Annotated in this window: 16 protein-coding genes; 8 read left to right on the top strand and 8 right to left on the bottom strand. The window is 43.1% G+C overall.

All coding sequences use genetic code 11. The features are described from left to right. Positions 1 to 3: 3 nt before the first annotated feature. Complete coding sequence (locus ACT3TH_RS10300; protein WP_444755742.1) at positions 4 to 1623, bottom strand: cryptochrome/photolyase family protein; 1620 nt, start codon at positions 1621 to 1623, stop codon at positions 4 to 6. A gap of 206 nt (positions 1624 to 1829) precedes the next feature. Between ACT3TH_RS10300 and ACT3TH_RS10295 the strand changes: the two genes are divergently transcribed. From ACT3TH_RS10295 to ACT3TH_RS10265, 7 genes are all read left to right on the top strand, one after another. Then, the gene (locus tag ACT3TH_RS10295; RefSeq protein ID WP_444755741.1) at positions 1830 to 2510 is read left to right on the top strand and encodes a phosphoribosylanthranilate isomerase; all 681 of its coding nucleotides are present in this window, start codon (positions 1830 to 1832) and stop codon (positions 2508 to 2510) included. 89 nt (positions 2511 to 2599) lie between these two features. Further along, on the top strand, positions 2600 to 3874 hold the full coding sequence (trpB, locus tag ACT3TH_RS10290) for a tryptophan synthase subunit beta (RefSeq protein WP_444755740.1): 1275 nt from the start codon (positions 2600 to 2602) through the stop codon (positions 3872 to 3874). Positions 3875 to 4015: 141 nt separating this feature from the next. After that, complete coding sequence (trpA, locus tag ACT3TH_RS10285; protein ID WP_444755739.1) at positions 4016 to 4840, top strand: tryptophan synthase subunit alpha; 825 nt, start codon at positions 4016 to 4018, stop codon at positions 4838 to 4840. Between the two features lie 432 nt (positions 4841 to 5272). Beyond that, a complete protein-coding gene (gene accD / locus ACT3TH_RS10280; RefSeq protein ID WP_444755800.1) occupies positions 5273 to 6148 on the top strand; it encodes an acetyl-CoA carboxylase, carboxyltransferase subunit beta in 876 nt (291 codons plus the stop codon). A gap of 334 nt (positions 6149 to 6482) precedes the next feature. Further along, positions 6483 to 7829 (top strand): bifunctional tetrahydrofolate synthase/dihydrofolate synthase, encoded by a 1347-nt coding sequence (folC, locus tag ACT3TH_RS10275; RefSeq protein WP_444755738.1) that lies wholly within the window; start codon positions 6483 to 6485, stop codon positions 7827 to 7829. A gap of 235 nt (positions 7830 to 8064) precedes the next feature. Continuing rightward, positions 8065 to 9201 carry a LysM peptidoglycan-binding domain-containing protein gene (locus ACT3TH_RS10270; protein ID WP_444755737.1) on the top strand — a complete coding sequence of 379 codons (1137 nt, stop codon included), beginning with the start codon at positions 8065 to 8067 and terminating at the stop codon, positions 9199 to 9201. A gap of 301 nt (positions 9202 to 9502) precedes the next feature. Then, positions 9503 to 10033 (top strand): DUF2726 domain-containing protein, encoded by a 531-nt coding sequence (locus ACT3TH_RS10265; RefSeq protein ID WP_444755736.1) that lies wholly within the window; start codon positions 9503 to 9505, stop codon positions 10031 to 10033. 58 nt (positions 10034 to 10091) lie between these two features. Here ACT3TH_RS10265 and ACT3TH_RS10260 read toward each other — a convergent pair whose 3' ends face one another. From ACT3TH_RS10260 to ACT3TH_RS10240, 5 genes are all read right to left on the bottom strand, one after another. Continuing rightward, complete coding sequence (locus ACT3TH_RS10260; protein WP_444755735.1) at positions 10092 to 11063, bottom strand: DUF1853 family protein; 972 nt, start codon at positions 11061 to 11063, stop codon at positions 10092 to 10094. Between the two features lie 98 nt (positions 11064 to 11161). Further along, complete coding sequence (locus tag ACT3TH_RS10255) at positions 11162 to 11335, bottom strand: hypothetical protein (protein ID WP_444755734.1); 174 nt, start codon at positions 11333 to 11335, stop codon at positions 11162 to 11164. 166 nt (positions 11336 to 11501) lie between these two features. After that, complete coding sequence (locus tag ACT3TH_RS10250) at positions 11502 to 11927, bottom strand: antiterminator Q family protein (RefSeq protein WP_444755733.1); 426 nt, start codon at positions 11925 to 11927, stop codon at positions 11502 to 11504. A gap of 103 nt (positions 11928 to 12030) precedes the next feature. After that, positions 12031 to 13560: a hypothetical protein gene (locus ACT3TH_RS10245; protein ID WP_444755732.1), complete on the bottom strand. Its 1530-nt coding sequence runs from the start codon at positions 13558 to 13560 to the stop codon at positions 12031 to 12033. 389 nt (positions 13561 to 13949) lie between these two features. After that, positions 13950 to 14276 carry a hypothetical protein gene (locus ACT3TH_RS10240; protein WP_444755731.1) on the bottom strand — a complete coding sequence of 109 codons (327 nt, stop codon included), beginning with the start codon at positions 14274 to 14276 and terminating at the stop codon, positions 13950 to 13952. Positions 14277 to 15366: 1090 nt separating this feature from the next. Between ACT3TH_RS10240 and ACT3TH_RS10235 the strand changes: the two genes are divergently transcribed. After that, complete coding sequence (locus ACT3TH_RS10235) at positions 15367 to 15492, top strand: YHYH domain-containing protein (RefSeq protein ID WP_444755730.1); 126 nt, start codon at positions 15367 to 15369, stop codon at positions 15490 to 15492. A 1005-nt stretch (positions 15493 to 16497) separates the two neighbouring features. Here the strand turns inward: ACT3TH_RS10235 and ACT3TH_RS10230 are convergent. Both ACT3TH_RS10230 and ACT3TH_RS10225 read right to left on the bottom strand, forming a co-directional pair. Next, positions 16498 to 16782: a helix-turn-helix domain-containing transcriptional regulator gene (locus ACT3TH_RS10230; RefSeq protein WP_444755729.1), complete on the bottom strand. Its 285-nt coding sequence runs from the start codon at positions 16780 to 16782 to the stop codon at positions 16498 to 16500. A gap of 194 nt (positions 16783 to 16976) precedes the next feature. Beyond that, positions 16977 to 19472 (bottom strand): DUF927 domain-containing protein, encoded by a 2496-nt coding sequence (locus ACT3TH_RS10225; protein WP_444755728.1) that lies wholly within the window; start codon positions 19470 to 19472, stop codon positions 16977 to 16979. Positions 19473 to 19493 lie beyond the last annotated feature (21 nt).

Below are 19493 nucleotides of genomic sequence, written 5' to 3'. Positions count from 1 at the left end.
GTGTTATTGCTTTTTAAACTCTGCAATCGCAAGCTCGCGTGCTGCCTTGTGCTCGACCATCGGCACAGGGTAGTCAAGCTTGGCAAATTTGCCGCCCTTACTCAATGCTTTACGCAGTTTGTCTTCTGAGTGCAAAATACTGGTAGGAACCTCTTTTAATTCAGGTAGCCAAGTCTTGATAAACTCACCATTAGTATCATGATTTTTGGCTTGGCTAAAGGGGTTCATAATGCGAAAGTAGGGCGCAGAGTCTGTGCCGGTAGAGGCGCTCCATTGCCAGCCACCATTGTTAGAAGCAAAATCTCCATCGATAAGCTGCTGCATAAAATAGCGCTCGCCCAATCGCCAATCAATCAATAAATCTTTGGTCAAAAACATGGCAGTCACCATCCTTAGACGATTGTGCATAAAGCCTGTTGCACTGAGACTCCTCATCGCAGCGTCAACCAGTGGCACACCAGTTTTGCCTGAGCACCATGCTTCAAAATCCTCATCATGATATGACCAATTGATATTTTTATCTGTCTCATCTTTATACGCTTGATGACGGATTAGCTCAGGCTTGTCGACTAGAACATGACGATAAAAATCACGCCATGCCAGCTCACTGATCCAGCGATTGATATCGTCATTATCACTATTGTTGTCGCTATCATTGCCGTGCAATGCTTCTTGCGCCTTGTTTGCTTTTAGATAGCAAAGTCTGGGACTGATCGCCCCAATTGTCAGGTAAGCGGACAGTTGACTGGTTGCATGTAGGCTTGGCACATCACGGCTCACATCATAGTTATGAATATCATCAGCGACGAACGCTTCTAGACGCTGGCAAGCAGCCGTCTCTCCAGCAGGATAAGCATCACGTGCTTGTTTAAGCTGTGCTTCCATATCGATATGCTGTAGCGACTCAGAGTCTTGCAGCGACCGTTGATACTCGTCAGTTATCTTTTTGCCAAGAGTTTCTATTTCTTTGACAGTACTTGCACTGTCTTTTGATGCCTTTAAGTCAAGGTTGTTGTTTTTGACCGTTGGTGCTTCATGAGCTTGAATGGTACTGACATCCAAGGTATGACGCCATTTTTTATAAAATGGCGTAAATACTTGATACATGGTGTCGTCGTTGGTGGTAATGCTATTTGGTGGCAAAACACATTGATCGTGCCAGCGGACAAACTCAATGTCGTTGTCTGCAAGCTGTTTGGTGAGTTGTTCGTCACGTCCAATCTCATTGCCTTCGTATTCGTGATTGGCCATGACACAGCTAATGCCATTTGCCGTACAGAATTCGCTTAGCGCATCAATACAGTCAGAAAAATTGGGCGCAACCTGCACGGTTAGTTGGATGTTTAATTGCGTTTGTAAGGTTTGTGCGAGTACGGGCAAGGTACGGGCGATATGATCCATCTGTGCCAAAGACATATCATGCGCTTGCCACTGCTCAGGCGTCAGAAAAAATAGCGCACTGACTTGAGCGTTGTCTTCGTCTGCCCGTTCACAAAGCGCGGTCAAGGCCGTATTATCATGGACTCGTAAGTCACGGCGGAACCACATCAAATAATGCGGCGGACTTACGCGAGTATGCTTATTGTTGTTATTCTTTTGGTCAGCCGTTGCCGTCTTAGACATTCAAGTACCCTTATCTCAATCATAAACAAAATTAGGAATAAAAGTATGCTAGGATAAGTTTTTTGATGCAATGGATTTGCCCCTCAATTAACAAATTGTCATCATAGCCACTTTGTTATAGCTACTTTGTCGCATTTGGCATTATTTAGTTTGACACTGTCATATTTTAGCACTGTCATACTAAGTGTCGTATTCAAGGTTTCAACATGTACGTTAAGTTCTGCGGTTTTACTCAGCTTAGTGATATCCATACAGCAACACAATTGGGTGTGGATGCGGTGGGTTTGGTGTTTTATCCACCAAGCCCGCGCGCTGTGACGCCTATGCAAGCGAAGACACTAAGCGCGGCTGTGCCAGCTTTTGTGAGTGTGGTGGCATTGGTTGTGAATATGCCAAAAGATGAGCTGATTGAGCTGGCAGATACGGTGCCTTTTGATATTATCCAGTTTCATGGTGATGAGACTCCTGAAGAGTGCGAGCAGCTCGCAAGCGCCATTAATAAGCGCTGGATTAAGGCGCTGCGTATCAATGCCGAACAGCACACACTTGATAGCGTTCGCGCTCAGATTGATAAGTTTGCAGCAGCAGGGGCGAGCAGTATTTTATTAGATGCTTATCATCAGCATAAATATGGTGGTACGGGCGCACGCTTTGATTGGAGCTTGATACCAAAGGATAGCTCACTGCCTATTATCTTGGCAGGTGGACTAGACTCGGAAAATGTTGCTGCGACATCAGCGCTGCCTATTTATGCAGTCGATGTCAGCGGCGGTATTGAGCAGGATAAAGGTAAAAAAGACGCTGCTAAAATGCGCGGCTTTATGAAAGCGGTAAAACGTGATCGATGGCAAAACGAGACGCTTAGCGAACTTTCGAATATAGAGTAGCCAGTCCATCCCAATAAAATGACCCACTACTCAACCTATTTCTCCCATATTTATACTAAAAAATATCCCTTATTATATTAGGAATGATCATGAATCATGTTGTGAATAAAGATTTATCTAATACTACGAAAGCCGTCAATACCTTTACCAATCCTGAAAACGTGCAAGACTTTAACCAGTACCCAGATACGAGCGGACATTTTGGTGTACACGGTGGGCGCTTTGTCTCTGAAACCTTGATGGCAGCACTCGAAGAGCTAGAGACGTTATATACCAAAGTGAAAGCCGACCCTGCGTTTTGGGAAGAGTACCACAATGATTTGGTCAATTATGTCGGTCGCCCAACACCGCTATATCATGCCAAGCGTTTGAGTGACGAGATTGGCGGCGCGCAGATTTATTTTAAACGTGAGGATTTGAACCACACGGGCGCGCACAAGGTGAACAACACCATTGGACAAGCATTGCTTGCCAAGATGTGCGGTAAAAAACGCATCATCGCGGAGACAGGTGCAGGACAGCACGGTGTGGCAACTGCTACGATTGCAGCACGTTTAGGACTAGAGTGTATCGTCTATATGGGTGCTGACGATGTCGAGCGTCAGAAGATGAACGTCTATCGTATGCGCTTGCTTGGTGCGACCGTCGTGCCAGTCACGTCAGGTTCTCGTACGCTCAAAGACGCGATGAATGAAGCGATGCGCGACTGGGTCACCAATGTCGATAGCACCTATTATATTATCGGGACAGTGGCAGGCCCGCATCCTTATCCATTATTGGTACGCGATTTCCAAGCGATTATCGGTAAAGAAGCACGTATCCAGCATTTAGAAAAAACAGGCAAATTACCAGATGCCTTGGTCGCCTGTGTCGGTGGTGGCTCAAACGCCATTGGTTTATTCTTTGACTTCCTAAATGATCCTGAAGTCAAAATGTATGGCGTTGAAGCAACTGGTGATGGCATCGAGTCAGGTCGCCATTCAGCGCCATTGGCTGCGGGCCGCATCGGTGTGCTGCACGGCAACCGTACCTACCTGATGGCAGACGATGATGGTCAAATTCAAGAGACGCACTCTATCTCAGCAGGACTTGATTACCCAGGCGTAGGCCCTGAGCACAGTTTCTTAAAAGACATGAACCGTGTCGAATACGTTGGCTGTACGGACAAAGAGTCGCTAGAGGGCTTTCATGAATCCACGCGTAAAGAAGGCATCATCCCTGCGCTAGAATCCGCTCACGCGGTTGCTTATGCATTGAAGCTTGCTAAGACGATGACACCTGATCAAACGATCATTGTTAATATGTCTGGTCGAGGTGATAAGGATCTGCATTCAGTGATGAAAGCGGAAGGGATTGAGCTGTAGTTGTCAGTATTTTGATATGCTATTGCTTCATTACCGATAAGAAAGACCAATAAGAAAAATTGCTTAGGACCCTTTATTTTTGGATATTTTATATTTAATAAAGGGTCAACTAAGCCACTGTATATGAATTAAGAGAATCCTATGACCCGAATTGAAAGCACTTTTGCAACGCTTAAAGCACAAAACAAAAAAGCCCTGATTCCTTATGTGATGGCAGGCGATCCGAATCCTACAATCACTGTAGGCTTGCTGCATGACTTAGTCAAACATGGCGCGGATATGATTGAAGTTGGCTTGCCGTTTTCTGATCCAATGGCAGATGGTCCAGTCGTTGCCTTAGCAGGCGAGCGCGCGTTAGCAGCCGGTACGAGCACCCGTGACGCTTTAAAAATGGTGGCAGAGTTCCGTCAGCAAGACACACGAACACCCATTATCTTGATGGGCTATCTCAATCCGGTTGAGATTATTGGTTATGATAATTTTGTCGCGCTATGTGAGCAGTCAGGCGTCGATGGCATTTTGATGGTGGATCTGCCGCCTGCAGAAGCAGGTAGCTTTACTCAGCATTTGACTGAGCATGCGATGAATGAGATTTTCTTATTGTCACCTACCACTTTGCCGGAGCGCCGTGAGCAAGTACTGACTCATTGCGGCGGCTATATCTATTACGTGTCTTTAAAAGGGGTGACAGGTTCAGCCACCCTCAATACAGACGATGTGGCAACCCAAGTAAAAGCAATTAAAGCCGAGACAGATTTGCCCGTCTGTGTGGGTTTTGGTATCCGTGATGCCGCGTCAGCCAAAGCGATTGGCGCGCATGCAGATGGTGTGATTGTAGGCAGTGCCTTGGTACAGAACTTTGCGGACATAGATGCCAACGATGCCACTGCGGTTGCAAATGCACAGCGAAACATTATGGATAAAATGGATGAGCTGCGCGCGGCTCTTGACAGTTTGAGTGCTTAGCTTCGTTTGAAAGGTATAAGTATTAAAAGATACAATTTTTGGGATGTCGTTATGGCTGAGGTTTTTATTAATAGAGCGTTCAACACTTGGTTGTGTAAGTGGGAACGTTCAAATTTATCAAAATAAAAACCGCTGAGTAGAGTGAGTCATTATTGCTTTTGGGAAAATGTTTATAAAGACAGTGTTAAATGGCTTTGCTAAACTTAGTTTACGTGTGTAAACTAACCTCACCTATAAATTGTTACAGTTGCACAAAAGTGTGCCTTATAACTGCTCATGTTATGACTGTGTGACTCTTAAATCTACTCTTAAGGACAAGTGAATGAGCCAACTTGCCGTAAGCCTTTAATAGTGGCGAATAATATGACTGATACGATAACAAAACCCGATTCTAGTAATAATAATGCAACTGGCCTTGAGCAAAACAGCAATATGGCTGGACAATCATGGTTCAATCGATCAATACCTGGTATCAAGCAACAGCTGACTGCACCATTGACCGCAGTAGAGACCGAACCTTCTACTGAGTGTAGCAGTTGCCATTCAATGATTACCAATACTGCGCTGATTTTTAACTGTTACGTGTGCCCGCACTGCGATCATCATTTGCCGATGAGTGCTCGTGAACGCCTAAACTGGTTACTTGATCAAGTTAATGGGGAGCTTGGGCAAGAGTTTACTGCCAAAGACCCGCTCAGCTTTGTGGATAGTAAGCCATATCCACAGCGCATGGCAGAAGCACAAGAGAAAACGAAAGAGAGTGAAGCACTGATTGTGATGTATGGCAAACTGCGCAATCTCGATGTCGTCACTTGTGCGTTTGATTTCCGCTTTATGGGCGGTTCTATGGGGTCGGTGGTCGGTGATCGGTTTATACAAGCAGCCGAAAAAGCTCTCGAAGATAAAGTGCCTTTGATCTGCTTTGCCGCTTCTGGTGGGGCTCGTATGCAAGAAGGTCTATTGTCCTTAATGCAAATGGCGCGAACAGCTGCTGCTATTGAGCGTTTAAGAATTGCAGGCATCCCTTACATTGTGGTATTGACCAATCCCGTGTATGGCGGTGTGACTGCATCGCTTGCGATGCTTGGTGATATCCACTTGGCAGAGCCAAAAGCGATGATTGGTTTTGCGGGCAAGCGCGTTATCGAGCAAACCGTGCGCGAGACGCTAGAAGAGCCGTTTCAGCGCGCAGAGTTCTTATTGGAGCATGGGGTAGTGGATGAGGTGGTACATCGTCATCAGCTTATCGATACTATTTATCGTCTATTGGCCAAGTTATGCCGTGTACCCAATGTAGACGCTCAATAGGCACATGAGTCTATTTTGTGTATAACGATTTAGCGTTATGCTAATATCTGCCAAATAGGTAAGACCCACGAATAGCATTTATCGTCATATCACGGTAAATGCTATTTTTGCTTTCTGCCAAGCCAGTTATACTGTCTTTGTTTTTTATTCTCAATGTTTATAAGCATCTCTAGATAAAATTGATACGTTAATAATCGCGTGCGACTGGTATAAATTTTTTTGCGTGCTGCTAACACAGAGGCTGCAAAAAACTCATCCCAGTCGCACTGTATCGTTGTTAAATCGAATCGACTATTCTAATGCTTGATGACCAACGTTTATATAGGTTGCGCCCATGTCTGACTCTTTACTCTCTTCTACTCAAACCCCAAATAACGAAGCCAGCTTAACTGAGTGGCTTGATTATATGCAGCAGATACACGTCTCTGCGATAGATATGGGGCTATCGCGAGTACTGCCAGTCGCTGAAGCGTTAGGGGTTGTGCAATCTGCAAAAGACGACGCTTATGTATTTACGGTGGCAGGCACCAATGGCAAAGGCTCAACGACTGCTGTCATCGCGCAAATGTGTCAAGCCGCAGGTTATAAAACAGCACTATATCAATCCCCACATTTAAGTGTGTTCAATGAGCGCGTACGCATCAATGGCGAGATGGTCAGCGATCAGACTTTAATTGAGGCCTTTAATAAAGTAGAAGCAGCGCGCTTACAGTGTGATTTGACGTTGTCATTCTTCGAGATGACGACACTGGCAGCATTGCTCATATTTGCCGAAGCGGATTGCGACGTTTGGGTATTAGAGGTTGGGTTGGGCGGACGTTTAGATGTGGTCAATATCATCGATCCTGATATGGCAGTGATTACCAATATTGGTATCGATCATGTTGATTGGTTGGGTGATAATGTAGAAGCTATTGGCGCAGAAAAAGCAGGGATTTTACGTGAAGGTATCACTTTGGTTTATGGTAGTAAAGACATGCCAAACAGCGTGCTGCAAGCCATTGATACCCATCAAGCGACTTGTTATCAAGTCGGTCAAAATTTTGATTACCGCGACATCGATTCACAGACATGGCAGTACAGTAATGCGTCTGTTACCATGCAGCTACCGCGTCCAGCCCTATCGTTAACGAACACGGCCAATGCTTTATCAGCCGTATTGGCAAGTTCATTAAATGTGGATATGCAAGCCATTGAACAAGCACTGCAAACAGTTAAGTTAGCAGGTCGATTTGATTATCGTGAGGCAAAAGAGCGTCATTGGCTGTTTGATGTGGCACATAATGAACAAGGCGTTGAGTTTCTATTAAAACAGTTGTTGCCATTTTGGCAGCAGCATTTGGTCAATCAAACCAGAGACAGCCAAGCACCTGCAACGATTAAAATGCTATTTTCAATGCTGGGTGATAAAGATATTGATAAAGTCGTACAGCGCTTGACCGAGGCGGGTTTGCCTATTAGTGAATGGTTTATTGCTGAAATTGATTACCCACGTGCAGCAAGCACTGAACAGTTACAAGGCGTCTTAGTGAGCTATATTGATGAGACTCAGATACATGAGTTTGAGCGATTAGCAAATGCAACACAAGCGGTTATCAATGCCAGTCAACCACAAGACTTGATTGTTGTTTGTGGCTCTTTTCATACCATTGGAGAGGCATTAACGGCTCTCGACATATGATAATTTAACTTAAAGCAACAGTGATTTAATGTTAACCTTAGCATGAGCATGGTAGCAGACAGTATGAAAAATATGCTTTATAATCAAAGTGCTTTAGACAGACTCAATAAAGTTTGAGAAACAATGGACGTCATCGACAGTAAGGTCTGCTGATCAACGCTATCTAATCATGTGTTTTTGAGACGATAGCGACGCCACTCAATCAACCATATCACCAACTAAGAGACGTAAACGGATGAATTTTTCGAGACAAGCCTTATTGGGCATTGGGATGATTATAGGCGGTAGCGTGATGCTATACGCGATGGTACAACAAATTGGTGACAATCATAAGCCACACCTACCGTCCGCATTGATAGATAAGCCAAGTAGCGAGCAAGACTCTCTACAGCCATTAACAACGGATATCGAGACCGAAAAACGTATCTTGGCACAAAAACAAAAAGAGCGTGCAGCTCGCGTCGCTGAGCAAGAAAGACGTGCTCAGCAGTTTTTGACAGAACAAGAGGCTGCTGAAGCGCAAGCTTTAGCGAAAGCGCATGCTGAAAGTCAGCAATACGTTGCTAGCACTACACCAGCCGCTGAGGACAGCGATAGTACAGAGTCCGCACAAGGAACCACTCCTTCAGCAACAACAGCGCTGACATCGCCCATAACCCCAGAGGCTTCGCAAATCTCAGAAGCGTCGCAGCAACAAGAAGCCCAGCGACAAGCCGCTCTTAGAGAAAAAGCGGCTGTGGAAAAAGCCGCCGAAACTAAAAGAGAAGCGGAGGTAAAAAGGCAAGCCGAAGCAAAAAAGCAGGCTGAGGTGCAAGCGTTGGCTGAAAGGAATAGAGAAGCTGCAGAAGCGGCTAAAAAAGAACCACCAAAATCACCTTCTGATTATCAAGTCAAAAGAGGGGACGGACTTATTAAGCTGGCAAGACAGTACAATATGCCTGTAGAGGTCTTGGCTCAAGCGAACAATATCTCACCGTCAACCTCACTAAAGCTGGGTCAAAGCATAAAGATTCCATCGCGCAGTCAAGTACAGCGTTTAGAGCGGGAAGCCGCCGCTGCTGAAAAGTCAGCTGAGGCGAAACGTGAAGCCCAGCAGAAACTCAGTGAGGCACGTAAAGAAGTCAAAGAAACCGATGCCAAGGGCAGCTTTGGTGTACAGGTAGCGTTGGCAAATGATCAGGGTAAAGCGGATGAGTTGGCAAAAAAACTCCAAGCCGCAGGTTATCAGGTAAAAACCAGTCCTACCAGTCGCGGCGTCCGAGTCATTGTCGGGCCTGAGCGCGGTAAGATTGCTGCTTTGGCCTTAAAAGATAAGATCAACAGTGATCCTAAGGTCAATACAAGTGGTGCGTGGGTTTTATACTGGCGCTAACATCATATATGAGTTTCGCTAGTGAGGTGGTCTTTTGATCGACTCAAATAATTAATATTTATATAACCAGTTGCCTTATTGCTTTTTTATGATCAAACACGACACTTGCTGTCGTGTTTTTTGCGTTATTGTTTGCCGATTGGCGCAAGCTTAGCTACGATGAGTAGTGATTTTCTTTATTTTTTTTCGTATAACCTGCCAGCCTACAAAGGCTGTTTGGTTGTGACTGACTAACTGATGAATGTCTTAAGTAAGGTTATGACAGATAGCCAGTCACTCTCACATTGTATAAGGTAAAACCATGTCATTTGGCGTTATATTTTTAATCTTGGCCGTCGGTTTCTTGGGGCTGATTGTCTTACCCAAATTGTTAACAAAACGTCAAAGCGTTGAGCCTGAGCCACAGCCTGTCCGCGGTGATGATTTAGCGATTTGGCCATTTGCACCCATGCCTATTATGACTGACACTGAGGTGATATTTTTTAAGAAGTTAAAAAACGCCTTGCCGGAATATCATATCTTTGTTCAAGTTCAACTGTCACGTGTCATTGAAGCCAACAGTGATGAGACGTCCGAGCGCAGCTTTTGGTTCAATCGTATCTGTCGCCAAAGCGTCGATTATGTGATTGTTGATGTGGATGCTCAGACCACGCTGGTTGCCATTGAGCTTGATGACTGGACACACAGTAGCAAAGCCCGCCAAAAAGCGGATGACAAGAAGGACAAAGCTTTGGCGAGTGCAGGCATTCCCATTGTCCGCTTTCATGCGGAGCGTATGCCGAGTGCTGATATGCTCAGATATGAGCTGATGCAGGTAATTGAGACGTATTAATAAAGGCGGCTTTATGACGGTTTATCAATAGCTACTTATGAACAGTCACTAGTGCCTTTTAAAACTTAACTCGAATCCTATCTGGCTGTGAGTGATAAATAACAATTGGTCTATCGCCTTCAAAGTATAGTCCGGTTCTGAGTGGTTCGTCTTTAGAGTAGGTAAGGGGTGGCTGGTATCTGTCATGGTCATCATAAAAGCTGCGTTTGTTAAACCATTCTACATAGCGCGCCTTTCGCAACCTAGTTATGTCAATTGTCGCAAGATTGATCAGATCGTTTTTATCGCACCACTCATGTATTGGGAAATTAGGTTGCAACCAAGTGGGCCAATCATGATGACCAAAACTGGTGGTGTTGATGGGCAAAAAGAACCGTCCTTTAATAATGCCATAACGCTTACCAATTCTGATGCGTCCATGATCCTCGGTATCGACCCAGACGCTACGAAACTGTTTGGTCTGCATGTGAGTCATCTTGCGCTGCAAATTATCATTGGAGTTGATCCCAACCCAATTCTCAGGGGCAAAAGGCGCGGAACCCATAAAGAACTTTATGGCCAGCTCCCAATGCTCGGTAATCTCTTCCTCATGATTGTACAAGATTAAATCCAGCTCACCCGTTGTTTGCTTACCGTTGTATAACTGCACATTATTGGCCAACGTCTCATATGAATGCAGCTTACGCGCGTAGCCATCTTCTAACCAAAATGATAATAACCCTTCAAAGTGAAATCCCAAACGGTTAGGACTGGGTCTTTTCATTAAATAGCGGGTCAGCTCTTGATAAGCGTTGGTTGTGTCCAACTCTTCTAGACGCCCTTGATACGCCTCAAACTGCGCTTGCCAAAAGCCAACGCTATGCACAGCAACTGTATGGGTGTTTTGATGCGGTGCAAAATCTAGCCATGTCGTTAAGACATTGGGACATGCCAGTACGTACGCCAAATCACGGACAAAAGGACGCTGATACGCATTCCAAGGTGTGTCATCTGTCAGGGTAGGATCAGGCGTGGCGAGAGTCTCGGGCATAGGATGAATCACATAATAATAAAGCATTTACCCTAACTGCTCACCTACTAAAAGTCTAGTTATCGTGAGTATCAGTCAGGGCAGTGTACGTGTTGTCGCTATGAAGGAAGGGCGACAGTAATGTGGTAAATATAAACACTGATATCGGGCGGTGATAGTAGGTAAGGCAATAGAATACTGAGCACTGTTCTGAGTAAAAAACGCTGCCACTTTTTTGGTTTGCGGGGTTGGATGTTAGGTAGCTTTTGTGAGTTCTTGTTTGGGTGGGTCATTGTGTGTAGCTCCATGTTGCGCCGTAATAATGTTCGGCGGGTTACATGAAGATTAATGCTAAGGGTATGGTGTGTAGCAATGGACTGTTCTTAAAAAAGGGGTATGATATGAGGGTATGCTCCTCATAGATTTATTAGTTTTAGACAATAAAAAAGCATCGTACTGCTATAAGTTACCTATTTCCTTACGAATTTCACTTATTATAAAGCCTGCTACAAATCCTTCAGCATTCGCTATATGCTTGGCTGCTTGATACGCGCTTACCTTTTTAGTGCTGTCTTCACCGTACTTAAGAGGCGTTAAGTAATACTTAGCTATAGCACTGTCGCTCATATTTTCAATATATCTTAATTGCAATACTTTACCTTCTACTGGCTTATACTGACATAAAGTTGTTATAAGATTTTCAACTCTTAGAGCCTGATCATCAGTTATAAATATGGTAGTACGTGTTTTGCTCCTTTCCCCAACATGTTCCCGTATTAGTCTAGCCATAGGACTAGTATATCCTAGCCCTGTACCATCTGCTAAAACCCAATGTCCCCACGCTGCTAACAAGTTTTGTACTTCTGAATCTAAACAGATTGTCATATCCTAATACCTCATAATTGTATTTTAAGATAGTAAGGGTTGCTCATAAGGTTTAGGCAATAAGCAGTTTCAAAGAAGTAGTATAATGTTATGGGCTGTCATATCAATTTGCTGATATATTGATATGCTCAATGGCTTGTAATTGTTCAGCTAATTCACTTTGCTTTTTCTTAGTATGAGCAGTATTTATTACCATTCTTACACGCTTTCCTAGTGTGCTTTTTGGATTAAGATTAATCTTCTTAGCTATTGCCTCAAACTTACCATTATGTGAAGTGATATGGCTGTCTTTTAATTCATTATCCCAGTAAATACGTTGCCATACCATCAATGCCAGATGTAATTCAGGCGGATAGATGTGCTCACTCATGTTTTGCCAGTCAAAGGGCTGGGCTATGGATACAGATTTAGTGTTTGTTAGTATCGTATTGGCTATGTTTAGTTGCTCTTTGAGTTCGGCTATAGTGGTTTGCGCTTGATCTTGGTCGGTAGTAAGCTGTTTTATCTGCTCTTTAAGATTGTCAATAATTTGTTCATTGGTTTTGGGTTCACCTTGTTCTAATGTGGAGCTGCCCATCATAAAGCTAGTATTAGCTTCCTTCTCCGTTAGTTGACGTTCTAGCTCAGCTATACGCTTTTTGTCTTCCTTAGATAGGTCATTCAGCTCACTAGCTACATGGGTTTTGAGCATATTATCTAACTCTAAATCTTCTAATTTATCAGTTAGATTAAGTACTTTAACGTGTGCTGCTACACCTTCCTCTTTCATTTCTGCCATTTGGTCAGCATAGGTTGGTGTACCGTCATTGAAACCCCTATAGACAAAGTTATTGTTTGCTAGCCATTCCTTAACCTGTTCGGTTGATATTTGTTCTTTTTCATTGATAGGTTTCAAAACATCAGCTTCTATTGCATTTTTCACCATATCTAAATAAGCACAATACATATTACTATTTTGTTCATAGGCTGGGTTTTCGTTAGATAGAAAGCATGCTATATGATGAGGTGTAAATAGGGCGTAGCTGGCTAATATCTTTTGATTTCCTACCAAGCTTAATTCACTTCTACGAGAAATTTCAGCACTTGCCCTTTCTTTTATAGCGTCCATAGCACCTAAATAAAAATCAAATTCATTTTGTGCTGTTCTTTTTTCTTGCTTTATGTCAAAAACAGTTATTAGTTCGTTCCTAGAAAAACGTACGTCGTCAAAGTCAATCTGAGAATACTTAAGCTCATCGAGTTTATCAAGTTCTCCGATAGGAGGGTTCTTGAATAAAAATACTTTATCATGAACTTCATATGCGCTGCTTTGATGTTTAATAATATTTTGAATGGTAAACGGTGAATGTATTTCTATCCATTCTGGAACATCAGCATCACTATGCATCGAGTAAGACTCATAGTTCCTAGTTTGGTGTATGAAAAAATCATCATGTGTGAAATAGGCTTTCATTTTGTCATAACGTATGCTGTTCTGATCAGGATAACCAATATAGCCACTAAATAGGAATACTGGTGTAAGCTGTTCAACATTACTTAACTCCTCAAGGGTTGACCAGTCTATTTTTTCGCCTGTCAATTCAAAAACAAAATCAACGGTTTCTCGCATAGATAGATATGGCTTCACTAGCACAATACACACCTCTACACCCTTAAATCAAAGTTAGATATAAGACAAACCAACCTAAAGGTGTGTGAACGGCTGGCTTTCGAACACTTATCGTGCCTTGCAAGGTTTTTATTATTTCTTCCTCAAATACATCATACAATCCCTAGCCAAATTTAGCACAAAAAAAAGCCAACCATTGAAAATCAATGATTGGCTTTTCTTATTACTACTATGTTTGGTCGGAACGGCAGGAAGTAAAGCAAAGGCTGTATGCCTTGAAATATATAGGTTTTATTGGTTCATATATTAACGATACCAACAATAATACCAACAATAGATTTTAATAATGCCCTTTTTTGGCTGTTTGCTGCTTCATTGAATATTATTTTGTAATTGGTGAACTAGATATATAGTTATTGAAGCTGTTTCTGCAAATCAAGTAATTCTTTTAAGCTATCAATTTCATTTGGATAGCTTTTAGCAAAGTTCATTACGGCTTGTTGATCTGTCAAGTCTAATTGTTCAAGCTCTTTCATTGCAGCTAGATGTTTTTTGTAGGCTTTCTTTTCCTCTCTCGCTTTGCGTATATTTACACCATCTTGATAGGACTTCGCTAAATCTAATTTATTGAAATCAATAACAGCACTACTATAGTCTAAAGGTGCGTTATTAACAGGAGTTACACTATAGGCAGAGCCAGCTACAAGGCAGCCAAGTATAAAAACTGATATCTGTTTCATTGTCTAACGCCTTTTTACTATATGGTTGATAATTTGACTATAACGATATTTGTATAGCTAGGCAAGAGTAATAGTGAGCTTAAAAATATCAATTACATGGGGTTGTTTCTCTAATGACTGCACGCGCTCAATTAATACCGCTCTAATAGGTGCAAATAACGCGCGTTTTCTTTGCATCTGCCAATTCACGCCATTGGCGGTTATCTGCTCAATAGGTTTTTGAGCGTTATAAAAAAGGCGTTCACTTGTCGCAAAACTACCTTTAACCTGCTTTAACTTCTTTTTGAAACGGTTTTTATTTTGCGCGTGTAAATAGAGGCGCTCTTATGTGGTTTGCCTGTTTAATCTCGATTTATAGCCCCCCTTGATACCTGTGCGAAAAGTCCTCTTTTTATGGACTCCGAAAACTAGGCAACGGCAAGGTTCAAGCCAGCATTGCGCGGTGTGTGATTTGGTTTTGAATGTAAGGTTTTATAAGGTTTGCGATATTAGCAATGTACGGTTTTGTACGGTTCTCAATAACAAGTTTTGACAAGTCGGCATGGTCTGCCAACGTTAACAAATGTTAACAGGCAAAGCGGTGCTGTTCACTTTTCGATGTTAGGTTTTGTTAGGTTCTTAATTCCGCATTTGGGGTGCGGAACGTTGGGTTTTATTGGGTAGTGAGTGCTGCCAATAGGCAACATTAATATGAGGTTTTATGAGGTCATAACCCTTGTGGTGATCTTGGGGCGATCCTCACGCGTGTACTGTTCCATAAACTACCCCTTTTAAGGACTCCAAAAACTAGATAAACCCAAAATAAGGAGCATCTATTTCAGCGTTTGTTGGTGGCTGATTTAATTTCGAATGTAAGGTTTTGACAGGTTCTAATGTTTTTGAAAATCATAAATAGCTTATCGCTATGATACGCGTCAATGTTGGTTCGGGCACAAATATTCATACATGGTTTTCATATTGAGATAGTAGAGGCTTAGATATAAAAAAAACTAATGATAAAACCAATATTGTGATAGTTTACTAAGTATCAATACTTTGTTTTTTCTCATATAGTAGAGTCTTTATTAATCAACTATAACGGAATAATATTATGAAAAAATTATTAATAGTACTCTTTACAGTGACATTTGCTTCTAGCGCTTTTGCTCATAGCGGTGGAACTAATTCTGCAGGTTGTCACAATGATACGAAACGTGGTACTTATCACTGCCATTAAGTACTAAACTGCAATTTATTTTTCGTAGTACGGAATTGAATGCGGTATTTTTGAGTCGTAAGGATCTGTTAAGAACCTTGCGGCTTTTCTATATTTTTGAAATAAAAATAAAACCTTAGGGAAATCTTAGGGTTTTTGGACTCCATGAAAAGGGCTTGGCAGTGATTGCCTACGTTGTCCGAAAATTCAAGTTTTATCAGGTGATAGAACCATAATCGGTTTTATCTGTCATGTGATACGGCTATGGCATAGGGTTTCATCTGTACGCCTTGTACTGTCTTCCCATGCGTTAATTATATAATGCTACTAAATGCTGACCTCGTATCATGTGGTATTAAAAGATAGGCTCAAATCTGGGCGTATCTATTTAGGTTTACAGCCCCTTGCTAATTTGACGCTAAAATAACCTCTTAAACTATATCTAGCAAGCGTTTGCGCTTCATTCGTGTTTTAGTGATCCGTAAACACTGGTAAACCTAAATCATGCTTAATACCCCCACCTTTGGGGTTATCTTTGACCCGTTACAGCCCCTTGCTAATTTAGCCCTAAAACTGCCTTATAGCCCATGATTGGTAAGTGTTTGCGCTCCATTCACTTTTTGGCAGTTCGTAGCGGAATAGTTAACTTGAACCACGCTCAATACGCGCAAAATTGCTCATATCTCATTTTTGACGGCTTTACCCTGTTTTGGTGACATCATGGCGCTGTGGGCTAATGGTAGTAAGGTATCACGCTAACGCTTACACCATTGGGGGCTGGTGATCGGTAAAACGTGGTAAAAGTAATGACACTGTTTGGCTGTGTGGTGATCTTCTCCATAAAGGTTTTAAACCTTAACATAACTTAACATGCTGGCAGCCGGCAAACTGGTTTGAATGTTAACAAATGACAACATGCAGCCCGTGTTTATTGAGCGCCTAACCTTAGGTTTCCCCTAGGTTTTTGCAGCCCATAAAAAAGGCAGACGATAAACGGCTGCCTTTGGTGTCAATAATCAAAAACAGTTAAGCTTCTAGTTCTGCCTTAGGGGTTAGGGTAACCTGTAAGCCCATACCATCAATAATCTTTAGCATAGTGTCAAAACGTGGCTTCTCTGCCAGCTCGTTCATACCTTTTGTGCGTGCGACATCGTTTAGTGCTTCGATAAACTCACTAGGTACACCTCCAGCTAATACTTCGTTTAAGTAGGCAATGATTAAAGTTTCATCTGTCAGGTATTCTGCGACATCAAATTGGCTTGTTTTACCTAACTCAATAGACTGGGTTAATACTTTAGCGTTGTCAGTCATTGGTTATTGTCCTTTTGTATTAAGGTTAATTATTTTTGCCGTACCTTATGTTTTTGCATGGGACAGACGGGACAGACGGGACAGCCCTTACGTGGTATGGATTACAGCCGTCCCGTTTATGTTTTTAGCAATGGGACAGACGGGACAGAAAAGCTAAAATGTAAAATCCTGTCCCGTTCGTCCCGTTTTGGTTTTTAACAATGGGACAGCGCAATCCCTTGCTGCATATAGCCTGTCCCGTTCGTCCCGTTTGTCCCGTCCTTTTTCATAGGTTCACAACAAAGTATGTTAGCAGTAACCGCGTAAACAGATGGGCGGTGCTTGCCATTAAATAAAGTATCAGGCGTTTTGTAGATTTTACGGTCACCTTGATTAAGTAGTAACAAGTCGGCTTCCTCTAATACTTGCAATACTTTGCTTTTGCTAAAAGGCGCACATACGCTGTTAAAAGTTTCTTTGGAAAAGTAATAGTCCCCCGTGTCCATATTGCGATAACCTACACGGTTGGGGGTTCTCTCCTCAAAGTCTAAGCGTGTATTTCTATAACAAGGCTGAAAGCGACTTGATCCGTGCTGTTCAATAAACGCCTTGATATGTTCTATGATTTGGCGCTGCTCATGCTCACCATCACGCCCATAGTTATCAAGCCAATTATCTAAGCAAGTCATCACGGCTGCGGTTGCTTGTCCTACTTGCCAGCCTGTTATACCTGCCTGTGTTGCCAGTTCTCCAGCTGCGCCCACGATAGCGAACCGTTTAGCCACTCTATGCGCTTGTGCTGTCAGGTCGCTATATTGACTCATAAAGTCACTGACAAGCTGACCTGCGTTGGCGGTGGTTGCTGTCTTGTCACTGGTGATATGTTCTAGCCATGCTATGCCAGCTGATCCATAGTAAGCGTGTGATAACTCGTTGATCTTATCGGCTTGGGCTTCGCTTGTGTCTGCCAGCACCAAACTATCAAACGTCTTTAACCCTTTGCCAGCATCAGCATTTATATGCGCCACTCTAACCTCAATACCTGCATTGGTTTTCTGTGCTGCTTGTGCCATGAAGTTTTGTAGCGACTCCTCACCATTAGACAAAAAGATAATGCGCCATGTTTTAGCTATGCGATTGTGTCCAGTGGTGGTGCTGCGTCCCTTACCTTGACCATTAGCCAACATATAAACGGTTTTACCTACTATTTTGGGATCACATTCGCTGATTTCATCAAGTGGTAAAAAGCTGTCGTTATGCTCGCTTGCTGTGCCCTCCAGTGCGTTATCAGTGCTACGCCATGTCTTAACGTACCTGTCAGGGTTGCCCCATACGCTAGCAGCCAATTTTAGCGATAGGGACTTACCCATGCTTGATGATCCTAAGAGGTGAAAACCGCCCCCGTCATACTCTAATAACTCCAGTAATTGACCAGCGAACGCGCAAGCAATAGAGAAAACAAAACGGCTTTGTTCGGCAAGTGGTTTGCATAAGTTATCACGCCATTGATCTAACGTGCCTTGCTGCGCTAGTGTGCTGTTTATGGCATTAGCAGACTGATAGACGATAAGCTGCTCACCATCGCTGCCTATTGCTCTGTCAGGTAATACATATTGCTTATCATGCCAGCCCAGCTTATCCACGCATAACGCCCGTTTATGAATAGGGTAGTTTTGAATATAGGTGTCTAAGTAATTGCGCTGTTTGGGGCTGGTGGTAATGTTCAAGCCTTGACTAGCCAGTTCTTTGCGGTATTCCCTTGCATCACCTTGTAGCAGCGATAACGGCATTGACCATGTATGCAATACGCTGTCATCATCGCGCCACTGCAATAACCGCCCCCATGTACCGCTGCTTGTGTCCCGTGTCTTAGCGATAACCTCAATCGGTGAACAAACAAACGCCTTAAACTTAAACCTTATGTTTGCTGGGTCATCATCGTTATACTTCACAAAAAACAGCCCGTCATGGTATAGCTCAAAACGCCCATCACTGTATGTCATCGGTTCATTAAGCTGTGGATCATCGCGCCATTCAGTATAATAGGCAGTGTCTTGTAAATTGATTAGCTGGGTGTCATCAGCTGCCAGTATCGCTTCATAGCTGTCATCTTGTAGCATGGTGACGATATGAGCCACCGTAACCAATGCTTGCGCCTTTACACCTGCCAATAGGTTGATTAAACCCTTATCATCAAGCGTCATAGGTACAGTAACCTGTGATCCGCTGCTCCAGTGCTGCACCATCTTTTTGAGGGACTGCTTTGTTTTTTGAGGGCTGACAATGATTGTCTTGTCCATCAGATGGCTGTAAACATCAATACCGCTATCAGTGTCATTAAAGGCTATGATCTCATTGGCTTTGTTTGGCTCACCAATGACGATAGCGCCATACCCTGTAGGATCAATGACAATGGGCTTTGCTTTACTGTTTGGTGTGTAGAATACCGCGCCTACAATATCGCCTTGTTTATCGGTCAAACGTAAGGCTATCGTGTCAGCTGTCGGTACTAAAGACGCGTCATTTGTAGTAAGATCGTCTGTAATGCTTAACAAGCTATTGGGCGGTAATAGCTCATATAGCTTTGTCAAAGTAGGATCATCTGCCAGCCCTTGCCGTGTGGCTGCATCAAAACTATTTATTACCACTGGAAAGCCTGTGCTAGATGCACGGGCTTTTTCATGGGTGGCTGTTTGTGGTGTGGTGGTCATCTAGTCCCCCTTGCTTGTGAC

It is taken from the genome of Psychrobacter sp. AOP22-C1-C5 (assembly GCF_052378885.1).
Lineage (GTDB): Bacteria > Pseudomonadota > Gammaproteobacteria > Pseudomonadales > Moraxellaceae > Psychrobacter.
The sequence above is the reverse complement of the archived record's forward strand: the minus strand, read 5'-3'. Positions and strand labels throughout refer to the sequence as shown.